The sequence below is a fragment of the Klebsiella sp. BIGb0399 genome (genome assembly GCF_003752615.1).
GTDB classification, from domain to species: Bacteria; Pseudomonadota; Gammaproteobacteria; order Enterobacterales; family Enterobacteriaceae; genus Klebsiella; species Klebsiella lignicola.
The window spans coordinates 830,343-849,602 of record NZ_RKHT01000005.1 but is presented as its reverse complement, the minus strand read 5'-3'; the positions used below and the strand labels follow the sequence as shown (position 1 = coordinate 849,602).

Annotated in this window: 18 protein-coding genes and 4 pseudogenes; 13 read left to right on the top strand and 9 right to left on the bottom strand. The window is 50.0% G+C overall.

Annotation, left to right across the window (positions count from 1 at the left end):
* Window positions 1–61: 61 nt before the first annotated feature.
* Complete coding sequence (locus EDF82_RS04315; RefSeq protein ID WP_123754363.1) at window positions 62–514, bottom strand: hypothetical protein; 453 nt, start codon at window positions 512–514, stop codon at window positions 62–64.
* A gap of 169 nt (window positions 515–683) precedes the next feature.
* Here EDF82_RS04315 and EDF82_RS04310 point away from each other — a divergent pair.
* The 3 genes and pseudogenes from EDF82_RS04310 to EDF82_RS04305 all read left to right on the top strand — a co-directional run.
* Window positions 684–833, top strand: a pseudogene (locus tag EDF82_RS04310) (IS3 family transposase); the annotation flags it as partial.
* 7 nt (window positions 834–840) lie between these two features.
* Window positions 841–968 (top strand): annotated as a pseudogene (locus EDF82_RS25620) (VOC family protein); the annotation flags it as partial.
* 115 nt (window positions 969–1,083) lie between these two features.
* Window positions 1,084–1,314, top strand: a complete 231-nt coding sequence (locus tag EDF82_RS04305) for a hypothetical protein (RefSeq protein WP_123754362.1) — start codon at window positions 1,084–1,086, stop codon at window positions 1,312–1,314.
* A 256-nt stretch (window positions 1,315–1,570) separates the two neighbouring features.
* On the opposite strand, the gene EDF82_RS04300 is transcribed toward EDF82_RS04305, so the two are convergent.
* A complete protein-coding gene (locus EDF82_RS04300) occupies window positions 1,571–2,974 on the bottom strand; it encodes an ISNCY family transposase (RefSeq protein WP_123755477.1) in 1,404 nt (467 codons plus the stop codon).
* A 547-nt stretch (window positions 2,975–3,521) separates the two neighbouring features.
* Complete coding sequence (locus EDF82_RS04285) at window positions 3,522–4,856, bottom strand: PLP-dependent aminotransferase family protein (RefSeq protein WP_123754360.1); 1,335 nt, start codon at window positions 4,854–4,856, stop codon at window positions 3,522–3,524.
* A 104-nt stretch (window positions 4,857–4,960) separates the two neighbouring features.
* Between EDF82_RS04285 and EDF82_RS04280 the strand changes: the two genes are divergently transcribed.
* From EDF82_RS04280 to EDF82_RS25615, 3 genes and pseudogenes are all read left to right on the top strand, one after another.
* Window positions 4,961–5,851 (top strand): DMT family transporter, encoded by an 891-nt coding sequence (locus EDF82_RS04280; protein ID WP_123754359.1) that lies wholly within the window; start codon window positions 4,961–4,963, stop codon window positions 5,849–5,851.
* Window positions 5,852–5,928: 77 nt separating this feature from the next.
* Window positions 5,929–6,363: pseudogene (locus EDF82_RS04275) on the top strand (dihydrodipicolinate synthase family protein); the annotation flags it as partial.
* An 11-nt stretch (window positions 6,364–6,374) separates the two neighbouring features.
* A pseudogene (locus EDF82_RS25615) lies at window positions 6,375–6,548 on the top strand (hypothetical protein); the annotation flags it as partial.
* 200 nt (window positions 6,549–6,748) lie between these two features.
* On the opposite strand, the gene EDF82_RS04270 reads toward EDF82_RS25615, so the two are convergent.
* Window positions 6,749–7,633, bottom strand: a complete 885-nt coding sequence (locus EDF82_RS04270; RefSeq protein WP_123754357.1) for an alcohol dehydrogenase catalytic domain-containing protein — start codon at window positions 7,631–7,633, stop codon at window positions 6,749–6,751.
* A 301-nt stretch (window positions 7,634–7,934) separates the two neighbouring features.
* Window positions 7,935–8,984: an alpha/beta hydrolase gene (locus EDF82_RS04265; RefSeq protein ID WP_123754356.1), complete on the bottom strand. Its 1,050-nt coding sequence runs from the start codon at window positions 8,982–8,984 to the stop codon at window positions 7,935–7,937.
* A gap of 538 nt (window positions 8,985–9,522) precedes the next feature.
* Here EDF82_RS04265 and EDF82_RS04255 point away from each other — a divergent pair.
* The 4 genes from EDF82_RS04255 (at window position 9,523) to EDF82_RS04240 (ending at window position 12,510) form a co-directional block, all read left to right on the top strand.
* The gene (locus EDF82_RS04255; RefSeq protein WP_123754355.1) at window positions 9,523–10,002 is read left to right on the top strand and encodes a cupin domain-containing protein; all 480 of its coding nucleotides are present in this window, start codon (window positions 9,523–9,525) and stop codon (window positions 10,000–10,002) included.
* The gene (locus EDF82_RS04250) at window positions 9,980–10,741 is read left to right on the top strand and encodes a carboxymuconolactone decarboxylase family protein (protein WP_123754354.1); all 762 of its coding nucleotides are present in this window, start codon (window positions 9,980–9,982) and stop codon (window positions 10,739–10,741) included. The genes EDF82_RS04255 and EDF82_RS04250 overlap by 23 nt, the downstream gene beginning before the upstream one ends.
* A 12-nt stretch (window positions 10,742–10,753) precedes the next feature.
* Window positions 10,754–11,338, top strand: a complete 585-nt coding sequence (locus EDF82_RS04245; RefSeq protein WP_123754353.1) for a flavodoxin — start codon at window positions 10,754–10,756, stop codon at window positions 11,336–11,338.
* A 107-nt stretch (window positions 11,339–11,445) separates the two neighbouring features.
* A complete protein-coding gene (locus tag EDF82_RS04240) occupies window positions 11,446–12,510 on the top strand; it encodes an alpha/beta fold hydrolase (RefSeq protein ID WP_123754352.1) in 1,065 nt (354 codons plus the stop codon).
* 56 nt (window positions 12,511–12,566) lie between these two features.
* Here the strand turns inward: EDF82_RS04240 and EDF82_RS04235 are convergent, their stop codons facing one another.
* From EDF82_RS04235 to EDF82_RS04225, 3 genes are all read right to left on the bottom strand, one after another.
* Window positions 12,567–13,274 (bottom strand): carboxymuconolactone decarboxylase family protein, encoded by a 708-nt coding sequence (locus EDF82_RS04235; RefSeq protein WP_123754351.1) that lies wholly within the window; start codon window positions 13,272–13,274, stop codon window positions 12,567–12,569.
* A gap of 34 nt (window positions 13,275–13,308) precedes the next feature.
* On the bottom strand, window positions 13,309–14,178 hold the full coding sequence (locus EDF82_RS04230; RefSeq protein WP_123754350.1) for an aldo/keto reductase: 870 nt from the start codon (window positions 14,176–14,178) through the stop codon (window positions 13,309–13,311).
* Between the two features lie 144 nt (window positions 14,179–14,322).
* Window positions 14,323–15,609: an MFS transporter gene (locus EDF82_RS04225; RefSeq protein WP_158613263.1), complete on the bottom strand. Its 1,287-nt coding sequence runs from the start codon at window positions 15,607–15,609 to the stop codon at window positions 14,323–14,325.
* On the opposite strand from EDF82_RS04225, the gene EDF82_RS04220 reads away from it, so the two are divergent.
* Window positions 15,593–15,742, top strand: coding sequence for an AraC family transcriptional regulator (locus EDF82_RS04220; RefSeq protein WP_123755475.1), 150 nt, complete (start codon window positions 15,593–15,595; stop codon window positions 15,740–15,742). The two genes, EDF82_RS04225 and EDF82_RS04220, sit on opposite strands and share 17 nt — an antisense overlap.
* Before the next feature lie 58 nt (window positions 15,743–15,800).
* Here EDF82_RS04220 and EDF82_RS04215 read toward each other — a convergent pair whose 3' ends face one another.
* Window positions 15,801–16,709, bottom strand: a complete 909-nt coding sequence (locus EDF82_RS04215) for a LysR family transcriptional regulator (protein ID WP_123754348.1) — start codon at window positions 16,707–16,709, stop codon at window positions 15,801–15,803.
* A 130-nt stretch (window positions 16,710–16,839) separates the two neighbouring features.
* Here EDF82_RS04215 and EDF82_RS04210 point away from each other — a divergent pair, with 130 nt between their 5' ends.
* Window positions 16,840–18,156 (top strand): MFS transporter, encoded by a 1,317-nt coding sequence (locus tag EDF82_RS04210; protein WP_123754347.1) that lies wholly within the window; start codon window positions 16,840–16,842, stop codon window positions 18,154–18,156.
* Between the two features lie 14 nt (window positions 18,157–18,170).
* The gene (locus tag EDF82_RS04205) at window positions 18,171–19,259 is read left to right on the top strand and encodes a tartrate dehydrogenase (protein WP_123754346.1); all 1,089 of its coding nucleotides are present in this window, start codon (window positions 18,171–18,173) and stop codon (window positions 19,257–19,259) included.
* The last annotated feature ends 1 nt before the right edge of the window (window position 19,260 follow it).

Sequence of the window (19,260 nt, the reverse complement as noted above, 5' to 3'; positions counted from 1 at the left end):
CTACTTCTGCTCTTGTTAAATGTCATGATCCCACTCCTTAAAAAAAGAATTTATTCACTAATTAGAAGACGTTGCCAGCATACGCGTTGCTCACTTTATCATGACTCTGACCGCAAGCTCTTAATATAATAAGTGCATATCGCATTAGCTCCTCACTTCGCTGTGGCTCAAACCATCTGCCGTTGAATTTTCCTCCGTGAAAAAGATTGTTTCTTACGCGACATATCAACAGCAAGATAAGTTCAGCTTTGCTGCTGTGAGCCGGTAAGGTTTCATCCCAGGTTAGAACACCATCTCTAACTATCTGCTTTTTAGGCGGATATTCCATAAAGTAGTTTATTGATTCCATAAGTTCTGGGGATTGAGGTAAGTCAATGATTTGCGTGACCTCGGCCGCATACTTGCTCCAGCTTGCCTTTGCAGCACGAGTGCCTTCTAGGAGACCAATTGCTTTGAGGCAGTACTCGTAGCGAGCAAACTCTCGAAAAAACTCATAACCTAAATCGTCAAGCATTATAATTATCCTAATGGGTGATACGTCCACCAATTTACAATAAATTATAAGTACAGATCGGTGTCATGTCTGCGGCAGATGTGAGAAAAATTGTCTAGTGACGCGGATAAATCTTTAGACCATATGATACAGTGAAGCAAATATCTGAAAAGAGGAAGCCGTCCGTCAAATCACGGAATGTGGCTATTTCGTTGCCGCACACAGCTTTTACACGTGGCTACGGACTATTAAACCAGATAACAGCGAGCAGCATACCAGCGATTTACTGGAAGCCAAAAGCGAGGTCCTTCAGCTACGGGCGAAGTTGAAACGCACCGAAGGGTAAAATCATGACACTTAACCCGAGAAGCGACTGTGATTTGCTTTTGCTTCTGGTTCTCGCCTCAAACGACAGGCAGGAAGCATTTATGCAGGGAGGGTATTCCTTTTCCTCAAGTCAGATGATTTTTGGCGGGGTTTGGTCAATACTCGAGGGAGGACTTGACTGAAAAATGTCCGTTTGAGGAGGCTCAGTTAAATGGTTTTGGTGTTGTACGGGAGCACTGGCGAAACACTTGTATGAGGGGAATATGCAGCAATTTTCTAAAACCGAGATTTTGTCTCTGTCCGCCAAAACCTGCGACCGCTGCGGCCGACGTGCTGAAGTAGGCGATTCTGAATTTCAGGAGTTTTTGTCGGTTGACCGTGTTGCGGGTTTTGGCTCTGTATTTGGTGATGGGGAGCTAATCAGACTGGATTTGTGTCAACACTGCGTCAAAATTGTTGTAGGCCAATGGATGCAAAAAGGCAAAACCGCCTGACTGATGGAGGAAAAAAATCCTTGAGACGCAAAATCGTCAGGCGCAATAAATTGAGGTTGACCCTCCGTTTGCGGGCTAATCGGGAGGCTTTTTTTTGTTGTTGAACCGGTCATTGCAGGATGTCAGTGAGGGGTTATTTATTGACTCTGCTGAGCTTCTGGCACAGAGGCGGCGAAACAAAATTTAGATTGGGGGAATGTTGAAGCGTAGAATTGTTAGACGCAATATAAAGAAAATACAGATGGCTGATGCAACCTTATTTCTTCCTAAATATAACGTCAGATTCAGTCTGAAGTTTGGTCAAAGCCTCCAGCATATCGTTTTGGTTAAGTGCCCTCTGTGATTTTTTTCCTTTTCCCCCGAGACGATTGCGAGTAAAGTCAGGGCCGTCAACAGAGGGTACAGATCTTGATCTAGTGTTATCTCTTTTTTTCTGAACCTCCTGTGCCATTTGCAACGTATGCCCGAGGCGCTTATTATTTACAATCTGTCCTTGGTCTACTACTGAAAGTTTATCGTATGTAATATAGGGTAGGGGAGAGCCATTCATCCAAATCTCTTTGTGATCATTCGGGAAGTGGTAAACCTCCACGTATTTACCAATAGCTTTGCGGCTTTGTTCGTTATCCTCAATAAGATATAATACTTTATCGTATTGAATAGTAAGACTTTTTGAGACCCTGCGAAGTTCTCTCCAAGTAAAAATCAAATCGAGATTGTCACTGGGCTCAAGGGGGCGGTTAGCGTTAAAATCGTGGCGAGGCGGCTTAGCAAATCTATAATTATAATCGTCGATGAAATTATCAATATATGAATTCGCATCTTTGATGTTATTAATATTATTGAGCCTAAGCTCCTTAACAAGTCGGTCTTGTAGAGTAAGATGTGCGCGTTCTACTCTTCCTTTTGCCGAGCTGGTTTCTGCGCATATAGTTTGTATATTCAATTCATGCATAGCTCTGCCAAATTGGGTGAATCCGTCTCCGCTTGTTGCATTTTTATTATTAATACGAAATACGCTTGCTTTATCACTGTAAAATGCCATAGGTTTTCCATGCCGTTCGATATAACCTCGGGTTGCTTCAAAGTAAGAGAATGTAGATTCTGACTGAACAAATCGCAGATGCATCAACTGGCTGGTTGCATCATCAACATAGACCAACAATGTACAAGGACGAGCTCGATATTCGAACCAGTAATGATCACATCCGTCAATCTGGATAAGCTCACCGACACATGCACGCCTATAGCGCGGCTGCTGAATTTTTGGCGCACGCATTTTTCTAGGAACCCATAAACCAGCTTTAATCATGAGCCTTCTGAGTGTTTCTTTACCAATAATCAACCCATGAATTTCTTCCAGTTTCTCTCGAGCCAGCGTAGGACCAAAATCCGGGTACTTTTCCTTGATGATATCGAGTGCCTGATCGGTAAAGGCTTTGGGCAGTAAACGATTGCCGGGGTTGCCTCGGCTACGGTTACTGATGCTCAGCGGACCATGTTCACGATAACGGCTGAGTAAACGACTACAATGACGCGGTGTGACGCCAAGTAGTTCAGCAGCTCGGCCAGATGTCGTCCTGCGGTCAATGACATCCTGCAGAATCTTAATGCGGTTTATCTCTTTCAAAGTAAACAGTCCTGAGCTTTCTGCGCTCATGGCCATTTCTACAAGAAGTTTCCTTTTCTTTAACCCCCCGGAAAAAGAAAGATTAAACCCCACAGAGTTAATGTAGCGCAGACATTAGGATTGAGCCAGAAATAGACATTAGCATCTAGCTACCACACTATTGGTGCGCATAATGTATATTATGTTAAATCAAATTCCTCATCTGCAGATAATCATACATTTACCCTGTACCCCATCTTCTTCTCGCAGGACATTATGTTTGTTGGTTACTTTCTTCATACTCATACTGTTTATGAGGACAAATGCCGCATGTTCATACTCACACAACTCAATATCAACCAACGGCAGCGTCTATGGGTCCACACGTGCCAGCCGCTTTTATACCCGTTACAATATCTGCACGGCATGCATACAACTCATGCCGAAGTGATTAATGCCGATATTCTGGCTTTTATCCGCAGTTAATAGCAGATTAAAGGGGCCGGTGGTTGACATCACCGGCCTACCTGCCAGGCGTTTGCAAAATTCGAATCGTCCCTCGTTACCGTTTTGGCACAACGGACTATGGCCTCTGAAATTAACGATATTGTTCATTTTCAACGGCTTCGCGTACTTTCACCAATGCTTTCTGCAAGTTCTCAATCGAGACAGACCCAAGCGCTATCCGAATGGCCTGGGGAATGGTCTGTGAGGTGCAGAAAGGTTCGGCAGTTGAAACCGAAATATGGCTATCCATCAGAACTTTCACGACACGATCGGCCCGTGATTCATCGGAAAGTGGCAGCCAGGCAAAATAGGAACCTGGATGTGTAATACAGGGAATATCGCCCAGGGCATCCCTGAGCACTGCCTGTCTGTGACGAGCATCCTGTCGCTTTAGCTCTTCAAAGCGTTCAACGGTGCCATCCTGTATCCAGTTGCACACCAGCGTGGTCATCACTGACGGGGTATTCCAGGTCGTTGCCCGGACGGCTCTTTCGATGGCGGGACGGTATGCTTCAGGGCACACAACGGCGCCAACCCGAAGACCGGTGGCGACATTCTTCGAATAGCCGGTGACGTAAACCGTGCGCTCGGGTGCGTAAAACGCAATCGGCGGCGGCGGTCTGCGGATCAGGTAGGAATAGGCGGTATCCTCAATAATCAGTAAGTCATGTTCGCGGGCGATCGCCGCCAGATCCTTCCTCTGGCGATGCGTCAGCACCCATCCCAGGGGGTTATGTAAGGTCGGCATGGCATACACTGCCCTGATACGTCTTTTCTGACATAGCTGCCTGAGTACGTTGAAATCCGGGCCATCGGTCAGGGACGGGATGGCGATGAGTTCAAGATGGTACAGTTCGGCCAGGACTTTAAACCCCGGATAGGTAAGTGCATCCACAGCCACGACGTCTCCAGGCCTCAGCAGGCCCATAGCTGTCACCGTTAGCCCATGCTGTGCGCCATTCACAATCACCACACTGTCTGCTGTCGGTTTAAACCCCCTTCCTGACAGATGTTCTGCAATGATCTCGCGCTCAGCCAGCCTGCCCGCATGAGGCTGGTAACGCAGGTGCGATTCGATATCCCCGGCGGTAGCTATCTGCCGGAGTGCATCGCGCAGAAGCTCACCCTGCCCGGGCAGCGCGGGATAGTTGAAATTCAGATCCAGCACGTCCGTTGCCACGGCAAGCTGGTCGATACCATGGCCATAAGGTAACGAAATTTCCCGGACAAACGTCCCCCGGCCGGTCTCGCCGCTGACAAGGCCCATTGCTTCCAGTTCGCTATAGACCCGCGTCGCCGTAGCCAGCGAGATATGTTCCTGAGCTGAAAGATCGCGGTGAGTCGGCAAACGGCTGCCGGCCAGGATTTTCCCGCTGCGAATCATCTCCGCAAATTTATCCACGATGGCTTTATAACGTGCTTTCATCAAATGTATCCATGACAATAATTTGATTGTATTAGATTGATGAGATTACCATCCGCCCAACACATGCTCAAGCCTGCGGGCAAAACATAGATAACGAGGTCAACGTGGTTAATTCAGTGGTACATAAAACCGATCCCAGCGCAGCTTCCGGCTGGATTAACGGTCTGTTGGGCGTCGTGATTTTTAGTGGCTCATTACCTGCTACGCGTGTCGCCGTACTTGATATGGATCCGTTCTTCCTGACATTCCTCCGTGCGTCCATTGCCGGCATCCTGGCTGTCATGTTGATCTTCGGTTTTCGGGAAAAGCGCCCGCACGCATCACAACTCATCCCACTCGTCATTGTGTCACTGGGCGTGGTGATTGGCTTTCCGTTACTGACGGCGATGGCATTGCAACATGCCACCTCTGCCCACTCGATCGTCTTCCTGGGTCTTCTGCCCCTGACAACCGCGATTTTTGGCGTCCTGCGGGGTGGTGAACGACCTAAACTGGCCTTCTGGATCTTCTCCGTCATCGGCAGCCTGCTGGTGATAGGCTTTGCTCTCTCAAAAGGAACCTCCGCTTCACTTACCGGTGATTTACTGATGCTGGCGGCGGTGATTGCCTGCGGCCTGGGCTATGCCGAAGGTGCCAAACTGACCCGCGTCCTGGGCGGATGGCAGGTTATCAGCTGGGCGCTGATTATTTCCCTGCCCTTCATGCTCGTCGCGGCCTTATTCACCATGCCTGCCACCTTTTCTGGCATCGGTTCGCCTGCCTGGGTTTCGCTGGGATACGTGTCGCTTTTCAGCATGCTGATTGGTTTTATCTTCTGGTACAAAGGGCTGGCGATCGGCGGCATTGCTGCGGTCGGCCAGTTGCAACTTCTGCAACCTTTCTTTGGCCTGGGTCTTTCGGCCACGCTCCTGCATGAAACCGTCAGCCCCCTGATGGTGCTCGTCACGCTTGGGGTCATTCTGTGTGTTATCGGCTCCCGTAAGTTCGCCCGATAGCGTTCGTCAGACAGGAAGCGCACCCCGGTGACCATCCTGATCCGGGGAATGATTATTTCTTTTATAAGGACGCCAATATGTTTACTGGTCTGAGTGCATTTCCCCTTACCCCCCTTGTGGATGGTGAAATAGCTGAAGCATCATTTGTCTCGTTGATTGAAAACCTGGCTGACGCAGGGGTGAATTCTATCGGCGCGCTGGGTTCGACGGGCAGTTATGCCTATCTGACCCGCGAACAACGGCTCAGAGCTACAAGGCTGGCGGTAAACGCAGCTGCAGGAATCCCGGTGATGACCAGTATTGGGCATGTCAGTACTGATGAAGTGATGAGGCTCGCGGAAGATGCACAGAACGCCGGTGTCAGCGGTGTGCTTTTGGCCCCTGTATCCTATCAGAGACTGACATCCGATGAAGTGTTTCGGCTGTATGACCGGGTCGCGACTGAGCTGTCTGTCCCGCTTTGCATTTATGATAATGCGGCCACCACAGGATTCGAGTTCACAGATGAACTTTAGCATTATCAGTGAATTTCTCCCTGGCAGATATCATTGGCGTCATTCTCGATACTGAAGGAGGTACGCCTTTTGAGAATGCAGCAAGCAAGGAAGATCACGATGTTCCTGAGAATATTGAGCATTTACTCTCCATTCTCGAGCGGATGTTATCGTTGAGCCGCCATCCATCAAGCGTCGGCTTTATGGGGAAACACCTCAAACGTGAATTGATGTTTGCCATTCTTACTGGTCGTTTTGGTGATGCTTTGCTTAAAGGCGTGATGAATATTCAAAATGCCGGGGATATTTATCAGATTAACCGCTGGATAAAACAGAATTTCAGAGGTGTTTTCAGTGTACAGGAACTCGCAGATAAAACGCGTTTGAGTGTTTCACGCTTTCATCAAAAGTTTAAAACAGCAGTCATGGGGCGAACATCTGTCAACACGCTGAATTTGATGGCGGCTTCCATTTCGTTAATGTCAGTGAATGTCCCTTTTACTGTATTTGGCCCCATCAGGAAATCCATTGCAGACCAGTCTAGTTTTTCATCAGAAACGGCAGCAATAATCAGTTCACCGTCTTTACCCAGACCTCTGATTAAGGGGTTAATGGTACTAGCAACGGGAGCGGTCGCGATAATCACTTTAGCGCCCCCCATTGCCTGCAGCACATCAGCAACATCGGTGGTCTGAGTATCGATATACTCATGAGCACCTAACTCACGGGACAGCGTTTCTTTATCAGTTCCGCGTGACATTGCGACGGTACGGAAGCCCGATTTTTTAGCATACTGAATGGCCAGGTGTCCCAGGCCGCCAACACCGGAAATGGCAACCAGATCGCCGGGACGAGCCTTACTGTTACGAAGCGCGCTGAAAACCGTTTCGCCGGCACAGAGTAACGGCGCAGCTTCAGTGGAGGAGAGATCGTCAGGGATAAAAATAAGGCTATCTTCATAGGCCACCATATATTCTGCATACCCCCCATCGATGGTCAGAGCCGTCGTATGCCCGTGACCGCCATGCCAGCCAGCCCCAACTCGCTGGCCCGTTTTCCATTTTGAAGCGCCCGGGCCTGATTTTTCCACAATACCAACGACTTCATGCCCCGGGATCCGTGGGAAAGAAGAAGACATCCCTTCGCTGACTTTAGCATCTCCGTGGCAGACGCCACATGCTTCAACCCGGATTAGAACTTGTCCTTCCTGTGGCTCCGGGATGTCGATCTCAACGAGTGTCATCGGCTCGCCTTTTGCCAGAACCTGAATCGCTTTCATTTTTGCCATGTCAGAGTATCTCCTGTGTCGCGTGTTTTAAAATCACGGTCAGATGACCGAAGTGACGCTTATTTTAGAAAGGAGTTTTCATCGAGGCTTGCCCGAAACAGTGAGAAAAAGGCACGATCCTGATCGCAGATGGTTATCCACTGACATACAAAGGTAAGCTGGTCGGTACGCCAGCGGGCGGTGGTAACTGGGACCAGGATGTGCAAATGGGACAGGCCGGAAATGTGCTCAGAGAGTATCCCGGCAATATCACGTGAAGAAGTACCCCAGCCTGCACGGCCAGGGTATCAGCGGAGAGTAACTAAATATTCTTATCGAAGAAAACGTCTAACTTTTGCACTGCCTGGTCAACGTATTTAGGCACCCAGTAGGTCTCGATATGGGTGGCGCCATCGATCAGGAACAGCTCTTTGTCCTTCGTTCCGGTCGCTTTCGCGAACGCATCCTCGGTCATATACAGCGTATCCGCCTTTGTGCCGGCAATCATCAGCAGTGGTTTATTGATGAGATTGATATGATCGGTCACATCAAGGTTCATCAAATCCAACAAGCTGCTGGTGGTGTATTTAAACGTTGAATTCGGGTGTGCGTGCGTTTTCCAGTAGTACTCATAGCCCTGCCGATATAAGGCAAAGGGTAATTTGGCGATCTGTTCATCTGTCAGGTTTGCATCGCCTGAATAAAGCACTTCGCCGCCGGCAGCTTCCTGAGCGCGTGCATCAGAAGCCTGCTGAAGCCGCTGCTGGATGGTATCCAGCTGTGAATCCTGCATACCATTGCGGCGTACCAGACCTGAGTTAAACATGCTGATGGTAGCAATCGATTTGAATCGTTTATCCGTCTCGGCGGCCACCAGTGAATACCCACCGCCTCCGCAGATACCCAGCAGACCGAGGCGGGAAGTATCAACGCCCGGATACTGGCTAATGTAATCAGCCATGCCGTGAACATCCTCAATACGGTTAGCCGGTTTATCCACACTGCGAGGTATTCCCCCGCTTGCGCCCTGATAAGCCGCGTCGGCGGTAATTGTGATGTACCCCTGCTCGGCGAGGCGCTGGGCATATAAACCCGCGACCTGCTCTTTTACACCGCCATTAGGATGTGCGACCACCACGGCAGGGTATTTTTTGGCAGGATCGTAATTCGCCGGCGTATAGACATTCGCCGCAATCTGGATGCCGTGCAGATCGTATTTCACCGGGTGGATGTTGACCTTGCCTTTGACGTTCTCAGTGATGGCACCGTCATAGACCAGCGTGAAGGGATTTTTCTTGTAATCAGCCGCATTGACTGACGTCACTCCGGCCATTGCCGTGAGCAGTATTGCACTTAAAAGACTGAACTTCATTGTATCTCCCGTTAATTGTCAGCCTGGCCATGCATGCCAGCAGAATTAAATTTGCCAACTCAGGTTAGGGATATAGCGCTGTCAGCAGCGTGACAGTGAAATAACATTTTTGTCAGAAAACAGACTGGGATGATTAGGTATTCCTGACAACGTTGTCAGGTCAATGTCAGTCTGCCTACGCCAGAATCACTGCTAAGACTAACCACTGCTGATTGAAGGAATTAAACAGTGAAAATAAAAAAGATAGTTACTAAATCAGGACTATCTCGACTATTTGTTGATGAAGGTTGACTTCTCCTTTTTTGACTACGATGAATCCGCCCTTCTTTTTTATTTGCGCTACTCATCCATTGTCGTTTTATTTTCGATAATTACCCGATTCTTGCTTTGGTGTCTTATTTTCAGAAAATACAAAGCCGTCTCACCGCAATAACCGTTAACTGACAGAATTGTCAGGGGGGCGTCAGCCTGACGACATCACACCCTTATTAGAATTATTACAGGTCATCCTCACCATCGTAGATAAGGACGCTTTGTAATGAACAGACATTTACGTTACCTCGGGCTGTTATTGCCTCTTTTTACCGTTTCATCCTGGGCTGCAGAGCAACCCTCCGCGGTCCAGATCGCGCCCGCCGGAAGCCAGAACGCAGTGAATGGGCCAGCGGAGAACTTTACCGGTCGCGTGCGGGTTGATCCCTTGTTCATACCGGATAACGAGATTCAGGTTTCCGGCGCGTATGTCACTTTTGAACCTGGTGCCCGCTCCGCCTGGCATACGCATCCGGCAGGTCAGCGACTGGTTGTGACCTCCGGCATCGGGCTCACCCAGCAGGAAGGCCAACCGGTACAGATCATCCGGGCTGGCGACGTTGTCTCTTGCCCGGCAGGCGTCAAACACTGGCATGGCGCTGCGCCTGGTAGTGCCATGACACACCTGGCGATAACCGGGGTTGTAGAGGGTAAAAGCGTTGACTGGATGGAGAAAGTGACAGATGAACAATACCACGCCCATTAAGACCTTAACGGCAGCAGCACTGCTAACCTTTAGTTTCGCTCTCACGGCAAATGCTGCGCCAGTTAATACAGGAACCGCAGAAATGAACCAGGCACAAACGGTTTCAGATACGCTGACCGCTCGTCAGCAGGCTATCCCTTTGATTGCCGCATCGATGGCCAGCAGTCAGATGGATAAATTAAATGCTGCCCTGAATCAGGGGCTTGATGCCGGTCTCACCATCAACGAAAGCAAAGAAATTCTGGTCCAGCTCTACGCTTATACGGGCTTCCCCCGTAGCCTGAATGCCCTGAGTGAACTGATGAAGGTCGTCGAAGCACGTCAACAACGGGGCATTGAAGACGTCGTGGGTAAAGAACCGGTCGCCCCCGTCCCCGTCGGAGATGAGCTGCGTCGTGTCGGTACCGCGAACCAGACCACCATCTCAGGCGCTCCCGTCCGCGGCCCTCTGTTTGATTTTGCGCCGGTCATTAATCAATTTCTGCAAACGCATCTGTTCGGCGACATTTTTGCCCGCGATAACCTCGACTGGCAAAGCCGCGAACTAGCAACGGTTGGCGCATTAGCGGCCACACCAGGCGTTGAAGCACAGCTGCTATCGCACACGCGAGCAAGTATGCGGGTCGGTCTGACGGCAGCCCAGCTGCGTCAGCTGGCACAGGTGCTGCGTGAACATGGCGAAGAAGATGCGGCAATACGAGCTGAAAAGGCGCTGCAACAAGCGCTCGCGAGCAAATAAAGAGGGTTAATTATGGCGCATGATCCCACCCGTAGAATGCTGATTACCGCACTTGCCGGGCTGACGCTGGCAAACGTCTCCCTGGCATCCGCTGCGACGGGAAACGCAAACGTGCGCGGCACAAGCCGAATTCTGGTGGCGTACTTTTCCCGCAGCGGCAACACACGGGTGATTGCGGGCGTCATTCACCGCAGCCTGAATACCGATCTGTTTGAAATCGAACCGGCCACCGCTTATCCGGAAGACTATTTTCAGACCGTTGAACAGGCGAAAAATGAGCGCCAACGGGGAGTCAAACCACCATTAAAAAATAGTGTTGCCGACATCTCACGCTATGAAACCGTGTATCTGGGCTTCCCCATCTGGGGAACCAGCGTGCCTCCCGTCGTGCAATCGTTTCTTAGCAGCCATAACCTTGCGGGCAAACTGCTGATCCCCTTTATTACCCACGGCGGCTACGGTAAAGGCGACAGCGACAACATCCTTGCCGGTCTGGCCCCCTCTGCCCGCCGGGAAAAACCGCTGGTCATTGAATGCGATCAGGAGCGCCGAACCACAGAAACGGTCACCAGTTGGTTAGAGGCAATACGCGGCTAATTGTACGTATTGATGAGCCAGCCCAATAAGGGCAATCAAGGGTGCTAAATAATTAACCCCGCTAACTCAGATATGATTGAACAGCAAACATAACAGAGGATGTCATTTTGAAGACAATAGTAAAAATGCTGGCCATCGGCGTGATGGCAGGCGGCCTGGTGGCGCAGTCGGTCTATGCCGAGCCGCTGGTCATTCAGGAACAAGGGAGCTTTGCTGCTGGCGGCACTATTATTACAGCACCTGGCACATTTGACGCGAAAAAGCCGCTGGACGCTGCCGGTCAAACTTATCATGGCGATCATGCGTCGGTGTTCTACCAAATCCCGGAAAATCCGCATAAATACCCTATCGTCATGCTGCACGGCGCCGGTCAGTTCTCCCGTACCTGGGAAAGCACCCCGGATGGCCGCGAAGGGTTCCAGAATATATTCCTGCGTCGCGGGTTCTCAACTTATCTTGTCGATCAGCCACGTCGGGGCAGCGCCGGGCGCACAACCGTAGAAGGGACGGTAACGCCAAAACCGGATGAGCAGCTGTGGTTTAATCAGTTCCGTGTTGGCGTGTGGCCAGACTATTTTAAAGGCGTCCAGTTCTCTCACGACAAAGAAGCGTTGAATCAGTATTTCCGGCAGATGACCCCGAATACCGGGCCGTTTGACATCAATGTTATCTCGGATGCGATGTCCGCCGTCGTGGATAAATCCGGCCCGGCGATCCTCTTCACCCACTCGCAAGGCGGCGGACCAGGCTGGTACACGGCGATGAAAAACGACAAGGTTAAAGCCATTGTCGCCTTCGAGCCAGGCAGCAGCTTTGTCTTCCCGGAGAAAGAACTCCCTGCCCCGATGCCCAGCGCGTTCGATACGCTGAAGGGTGAGCCAGTGCCGATGGAACAGTTTATGGCGCTGACTAAAATCCCGATTCTGATTATTTACGGCGATAACATACCGGATAAGCCTGTCGCCATGCCCGCGCAGGACAGCTGGCGCGTACGTCTGGCAATGGCTCGCGAGTGGCGTGACGTGGTGAACAAGCATGGCGGGGATGTGACGGTGACGCATCTACCTGAGATCGGCATCAAAGGGAATACCCACTTCCCGTTCTCTGACCTCAATAATGTGCAGATTGCTGATTTAGTCAGCCAGTTCATTCACGATAAAAAGCTCGATTAACGGCCCATCAGAGGCCTGGTCGTGAAACCAACCAGGCCTCTGATGCACATTACCGGCTAGTCCGGATTTCTGCCTGCGAACACCTCTTTAAATACCGGTAGCGCCGAGAAGATATTTGGCCAACCCGAAACAAAGGCTAACTGAGTCAATATCTCTGAGGACTGAGTTTCGGTCAGGCCATTATCCATTGCCCGGTTCAGATGATAAGGCACCTGGGCCACCTGTCCGGCAGTCACCAGTGCGCTTACGGTTATCAGACTTCTGTCGCGCGGTGCCAGGCCTGGCCGCAACCACAGGTCGAGGAACAGCGCCTGCGTTGTGTACTTCACCACGCCCGGCGAAACCTTACCAAAGTTTGACTCGACCAGGGTGGCACGTTTGTTCTCCGTCTCTTCATCCAGAGGGAGAAAGTCCACTGTCTCACCCGGCAATGACGCCATATCAATATGGCGTTGCACAAAAATGTTATGTGCAACCAGCGCCGCAGCAGTGGCATTTGGCCAGCCGGCGTAAAAGGCTAAGTGGGTGATCGTCTCCGCGATTTCCGCTGGCTTCACGCCACTGTCCAGCGCAACGCTGAGATAATGGGGAAGTTCAGCCGTGTCGTGACGGCTGATAAGCGCCGCAACCGTCACTAAGCTGCGGTCACGACGGGATAATTCCGGACGATTCCAGAGATCCTTTTGAATAAATCGTTCAGCATACGCAGCCATCGCGGGCGCGACTTCAGCAACAACGCTATGCGTATTCTCTTCGGGTTTCATTTTTGAACTCCTGTTTGGCGTGGTCTAATTTAAATCAATCGTGAATTTTTACGCCAAGGCAACCACGAACAAACTCAGGGTTAAAGTGTTTTACCGATTCACCAACATAGCCTAAATCAAGAGCGCTAATTTGTTCCATTTCACCGTCCGTCAATGCGAAATCCCAGATGGCGATATTTTCTTCAATGCGCTGCTGATGAGTGGATTTTGGGATAACAGTAACGCCGCGTTGGATATTCCAGCGCAATATAACCTGAGAAATTGATTTTTGATGAGCGTCAGCAATATGCTGGAGCATTTTATTTTCAAACGGGTTATGTCTTCCGCCGCCTAAAGGTGCCCAGGCCTCAGGCTGAACGCCATAGTATTTCATCGTTTCCAACGCCTCGGGTTGTGCAAAGTAAGGATGCAGTTCAACCTGGTTCACCATCGGTTTGATTCTGACGGTCTCACAAAAGTTTGTTAATACGTGAGCATAAAAATTGGATACGCCAATGGCCTTAAGTTTACCTTCGTCGTAAGCATCTTCTAATGCACGCCACGCGCTAAAATAGTCGCGCATCGCCTGGTGCAATAAGTAAAGGTCAAAGTATTCAAGGCCCGATTTTGCTAACGATGCCGCGATACCTTTTCTGGCTGTATCGTAGTTAGCCATGTCCTGAACCCATAGCTTTGAGGTGATAAATAACTCTTCACGTGTGCACAAGCCTTCAGCGATCGCCTCACGAACTGCGTCACCAACCGCATCTTCATTGCCATACACTGCGGCAGTATCAATGAGGCGATAACCGGCGCGAATGGCAGTTAACACAGACTGTTTGCACTCGTCTTTGTTGGTGACCTGAAAAACACCAAAACCTGCCATCGGCATTTTACTGTTATTGCTTAATACTGAAAATTCCACTGTGAGTACCTCCACCCTGTAAGAGCCTTCATTTTAAGATAAAAATCCGACTACGATTAGTCTGTGAATTGCGAATGCATTAGTGCAAAAAATTCATTAATGAACCGATTCATTCTGGATGTGAACACTTTCATCGCTGAGGTTCTACTGAGCCTGATTACGGGCTTTGTGTTTGAGCAGGCGCATACTCCCGATGTACATCCAGAGCATAACCAGCAGCATGGCTGCCCCGGCGACCACTTTCAAACCCGCGATCAGATCGCCAGTCCCGACGATATTGATCATCAAACCAAACAGTGCCACTCCCGTAACGCCTCCGACCTGCCGGGCGCATGCAAAAAGCGCAGAGGCAGACCCGGCATCAGCATCTCTGGCCTCAGACAAAATTAGCGTTGCCATGACTGGCGTGCCCAGACAGGTGCCCCCACCCAATAACATAGTTGGAATGAAAAGCTGCCACAGAGTCCAGCTGTCATTGAGCAATAATAAGAGGCTGAACCCGACGAAACTCATCGCAGCACCTGTGACAACCAGCGTTCTGATGTTGAAAAAACGCGATAGCCAACCGCAACTGAAGTTGACCAATGCCGTAAACAGCATCATTGGCAGGAAAGCGAAGCCAGTCTGAAAGGCATCCAGTTTCATTTCGCCTTGAAAGAAAATGCTTAAAATAAAAACAGCGCCGTAAAACACTAAATTACAGATAAAACCGATTAATAACGCATTAGTGATGGTGCGGTTTTTAATAACGGCAGGTGCCAGGACCGGTATTGCCGCCCTTCTTTCTGATGCAACGAATAACCAGAGTGCTATCAGACCGGCAGCTAATGGTAAAAGAGTGACGGTACTCATCAACCCGTATCGCCCGGCCTCAGTAAGGGCAAACGTCATTAGGCCAAGCGTCAGCGCCACCAGAAATTGACCGCCAAAATTAAATTTTTGCTTAGCTGGTGTACTTTTTGGGGCAAACCTTAGGGTAATAATTATGCAGATGATCCCTACCGGAACATTGATAAGAAAAATACTTTTCCAACCCATTAATTTTATCAGCGTGCCGCCAAGTATCGGTCCGGCAGCCAGAGAGAAACCACCGGAAGCTGCCCACATACCTACGGCGTAGGTACGAGTGGCGGGATCGGAAAAATAGAGTTTTATTAGCGTCAGAGAACCGGGAACCAGCAGCGCCGCGCCAATGCCTTGTATTCCCCTAAAAATATTGAGCATTAGCAGACTGGGCGCCAGTGCGCAGCCAACAGAGGCGGTAATAAAAATCGCTACCCCCGTTATGAATATTTTTCTGACACCGTAACGTTCTCCCAGTCTACCTGAACTCAATAGAAGCGCGGCAAACAAGAGAGAATAGGTATTAATGACCCACTCGAGATCTGCAATATTGGAATGATAGGCCTGGCGAATGCGTCTGGCCAGCAAAGCGCTCAGATCCTCCCAGACGCCGGTCGGTCAGATTAGTTTTTCGTTGGGTTATGGTTCGGAGAGCGCCTTCAGTACGGCATTCAAACGCGTTTACGGTTGTTCGCCACTGGAACATCGGCGGCAGGCTTAAAATGGGCCATCCCCCGCTGCTGGTCAGCAATCCGCGCAAAAGAGAGGATCGCGTCCGTTTAAAGTTTTTCGGTAAGCTCGTGCTTGTAATCATTTAACACAGACAGTATTTCATGCAAATAAGCGTCTTCATTGCCTTTCTGCCAGGCAATGCTGAGAGGTAAGCCTTTGATTGTTTCTGGAAGTGCTAACGGTATGTATTTAATATTTTCTCTGTTCATCGTGTTATAGGATGAAGGCACCACCGCCAGACCTAAACCTGCCGCAACCAGGCTCAATATAGTCTGTTTTTCTTCAGCAAACTGAGCAATATGCGGTGTCAGGCCCGCATGTTTATACAAACTCATGGTCAGATCATGGCTATGCGGCCGGGTCCGACGATCGGGAATAATGATCGGTTCATGTTTAAAGTCTTCGATTGTCACTGCTGATCTATCGACTAATGAATGATTCAGCGGCACCGCCAGAACACAGCTTTCCTGAGTAATAAACTTGATATCAATCGACGCATCTATAATTTGCGGCGCACGAATTAAAATGATATCCAGCCAGCCTGATTTTAATTTTGGCAACAGGTTGATGGTCTTATCTTCGATGATATGAATGTCGCTGGTTGGGTGTTTTGGCAAAAAACGGTTGAGTAACGCCGGAACTAATCCGTGTGCTGCGCTATCAATCGCACCAATACGAAATGTACGTCGCTCGTCTTTCACTCTTTTTTTAAAACTCATCGCCAGCGCATCAAATTGGTCGATAACTTTACAGGCCTCATCGATAAATAAAGCCCCTTCTGAGGTTAACGAAACGTTACGTGTTGAGCGATTTAACAACCGCACGCCGAGGTCTTCTTCGAGCAGGCGAATGAAGCGAGAAAGTGACGCAGGCATCATTTCCATTCTTTGGGCCGCCCGACCAAAATGGAGTTCTTTACCCACAATCACAAAGCAACGTAGTTGATTTATATCCATTTTTATCTCGAAAAAGCATTATTCATATAGTTTATATAATCTACTTCGGCTGATCTGACAAGCTAAAACTGCATACTGGAGTTGATAACAAAAAACCAACACAACCCTACACAATCTGGAGCAGGTTAATATGAACTCTCAACTCGAAAAAAGGGTAATGCGTAAAATAACGCTGCGCATTATTCCCTTTATCATGCTGCTGTACTTCATCGCCTTTCTCGACAGAGTCAATATTGGTTTTGCCGCACTAACGATGAATCAGGATTTGGGATTCTCGCCAACAATATTTGGTTTTGGGGCAGGTATCTTCTTTCTTGGTTATTTTCTCTTCGAAGTACCATCGAATTTAATACTGCATAAAGTCGGTGCTCGTATCTGGATTGCCCGAGTGATGATCACCTGGGGATTAGTCTCTGGATGTATGGCATTCGTGCAAGGCACAACCAGCTTCTACACGCTGCGTTTCCTGCTCGGCGTGGCTGAAGCTGGTTTCTTCCCTGGCATCATCCTTTATCTCAGCTATTGGTTCCCTGCTGCAAAACGCGCTCAAGTGACCGCGATATTTATGGCCGCCGCGCCACTGTCTACTGCATTAGGGTCCCCTATTTCTGCTGCCTTGCTGGAGATGCATGGTCTGCTCGGTTATGCGGGCTGGCAATGGATGTTTATCCTTGAAGCGATTCCCGCTGTCGTGCTCGGTGTCGTCGTACTTTTCTTCCTGACTGACCGCCCGGCTAAAGCCAAATGGCTGACGGATGAAGAGCGCGAGTGGTTAGAAAACACCATGCAGGCGGAACAGATGGCTACGGCGGCAAAACGAAGCCATACCAGCGCATGGCGTGGCCTGGCCGATATGCGAGTACTGGCGTTGGCGCTGGTCTATTTCGGCACCTCTGCAGGGTTATACACGCTGGGGATCTGGTCACCTCAGATCATTAAAAGCTTCGGTGCTTCGTCATTGGAGATCGGCTTCCTCAACGCTTTCCCGGCAATATTCGGCGTCATTGGCATGATTCTGTGGGCTCGCCACTCAGATCGCACGAAAGAACGCAGTTGGCATGTGATTGGTGCCTGCTTACTGGCGGCAGCAGGACTTATTTACGCTGGCAGCGCGGGCTCCCTGTTCACCGTGATCGTCGCACTGACGCTCGTCACCGTTGGGATTAGTGCATCCAAACCACCGTTATGGAGCATGCCAACGGTATTCCTTAGCGGTCCTGCGGCGGCTGCAGGGATAGCCACCATTAACTCCATCGGTAATCTCGGCGGGTTTGTTGGCCCAATGATGATTGGTGTCATTCGCCAGCAAACCGACAGCTATACCTGGGGACTGTACTTTGTTGCCGGGCTGCTGACGCTCTCAGCCATGATTGTTCTGATTCTTTCTATTAAGGGGAATAAACCGCAAATGGTAGATATTCCCCATCCTCATACCCATAGCCATTGATCGGAGAAATACCTATGCGTAACTACAAAATTGCGGCCATTCCTGCTGACGGTATCGGCCCGGAAGTCATCTCAGCCGGTGTTGAAGTACTGCATGCGCTTACCCGGCACGATCCGCAGCTGAAGTTTGATATCCAGACCTTTGACTGGGGCTCTGACTATTACAAAAAACATGGCGTGATGATGCCGGAAGATGGATTAAGTACGCTGAAAAAATTCGATGCGATTTACTTTGGTGCTGTAGGTGCACCAGATGTGCCTGACCACATCACGCTGTGGGGGCTGCGACTCCCTATTTGTCAGGGCTTCGATCAGTACGCCAACGTGCGCCCGACTAAAATTTTGCCGGGCGTTACTTCGCCCCTGCGCAACCGCGGCCCTGGCGATCTTGATTGGGTTATCGTGCGTGAAAACTCTGAAGGCGAATATTCCGGTAATGGCGGCCGGGCACACCGTGGTTTACCGGAAGAAGTCGGTACCGAGGTGGCGATTTTCACACGTGTCGGCGTCACGCGAATTATGCGCTATGCATTCAAATTGGCGCAGTCTCGTCCACGTAAGCTCCTTACCGTAGTGACGAAATCTAACGCCCAGCGTCACGGTATGGTGATGTGGGATGAGATCGCGGCTGAAGTGGCTCAGGAGTTCCCGGATGTACAGTGGGATAAAATGCTGGTTGATGCCATGACGCACCGCATGACTCTGCATCCCGGCACGCTGGATACCATCGTCGCAACCAACTTACATGCCGATATCCTGTCTGACCTTGCCGGCGCGCTGGCGGGCAGTTTAGGTGTCGCACCGACCGCCAATATCGATCCCGAGCGCCGTTTCCCATCGATGTTCGAACCGATACATGGTTCAGCATTTGATATCACAGGAAAAGGTATTGCGAATCCGATAGCGACGTTCTGGACAGCAGTGCAGATGCTTGAGCACCTGGGCGAACGTGATTCAGCAGCGCTTATCATGGAAGGCATCGAGTACGTATGCGAGAACGGCATTCTGACGCCCGATGTCGGTGGAACTGCCAATACCGCTGATGTTACACACGCTTTGGTGCATTTTATTGAAGCTAAAGTACACCTATCTGAGACCGCGTAAT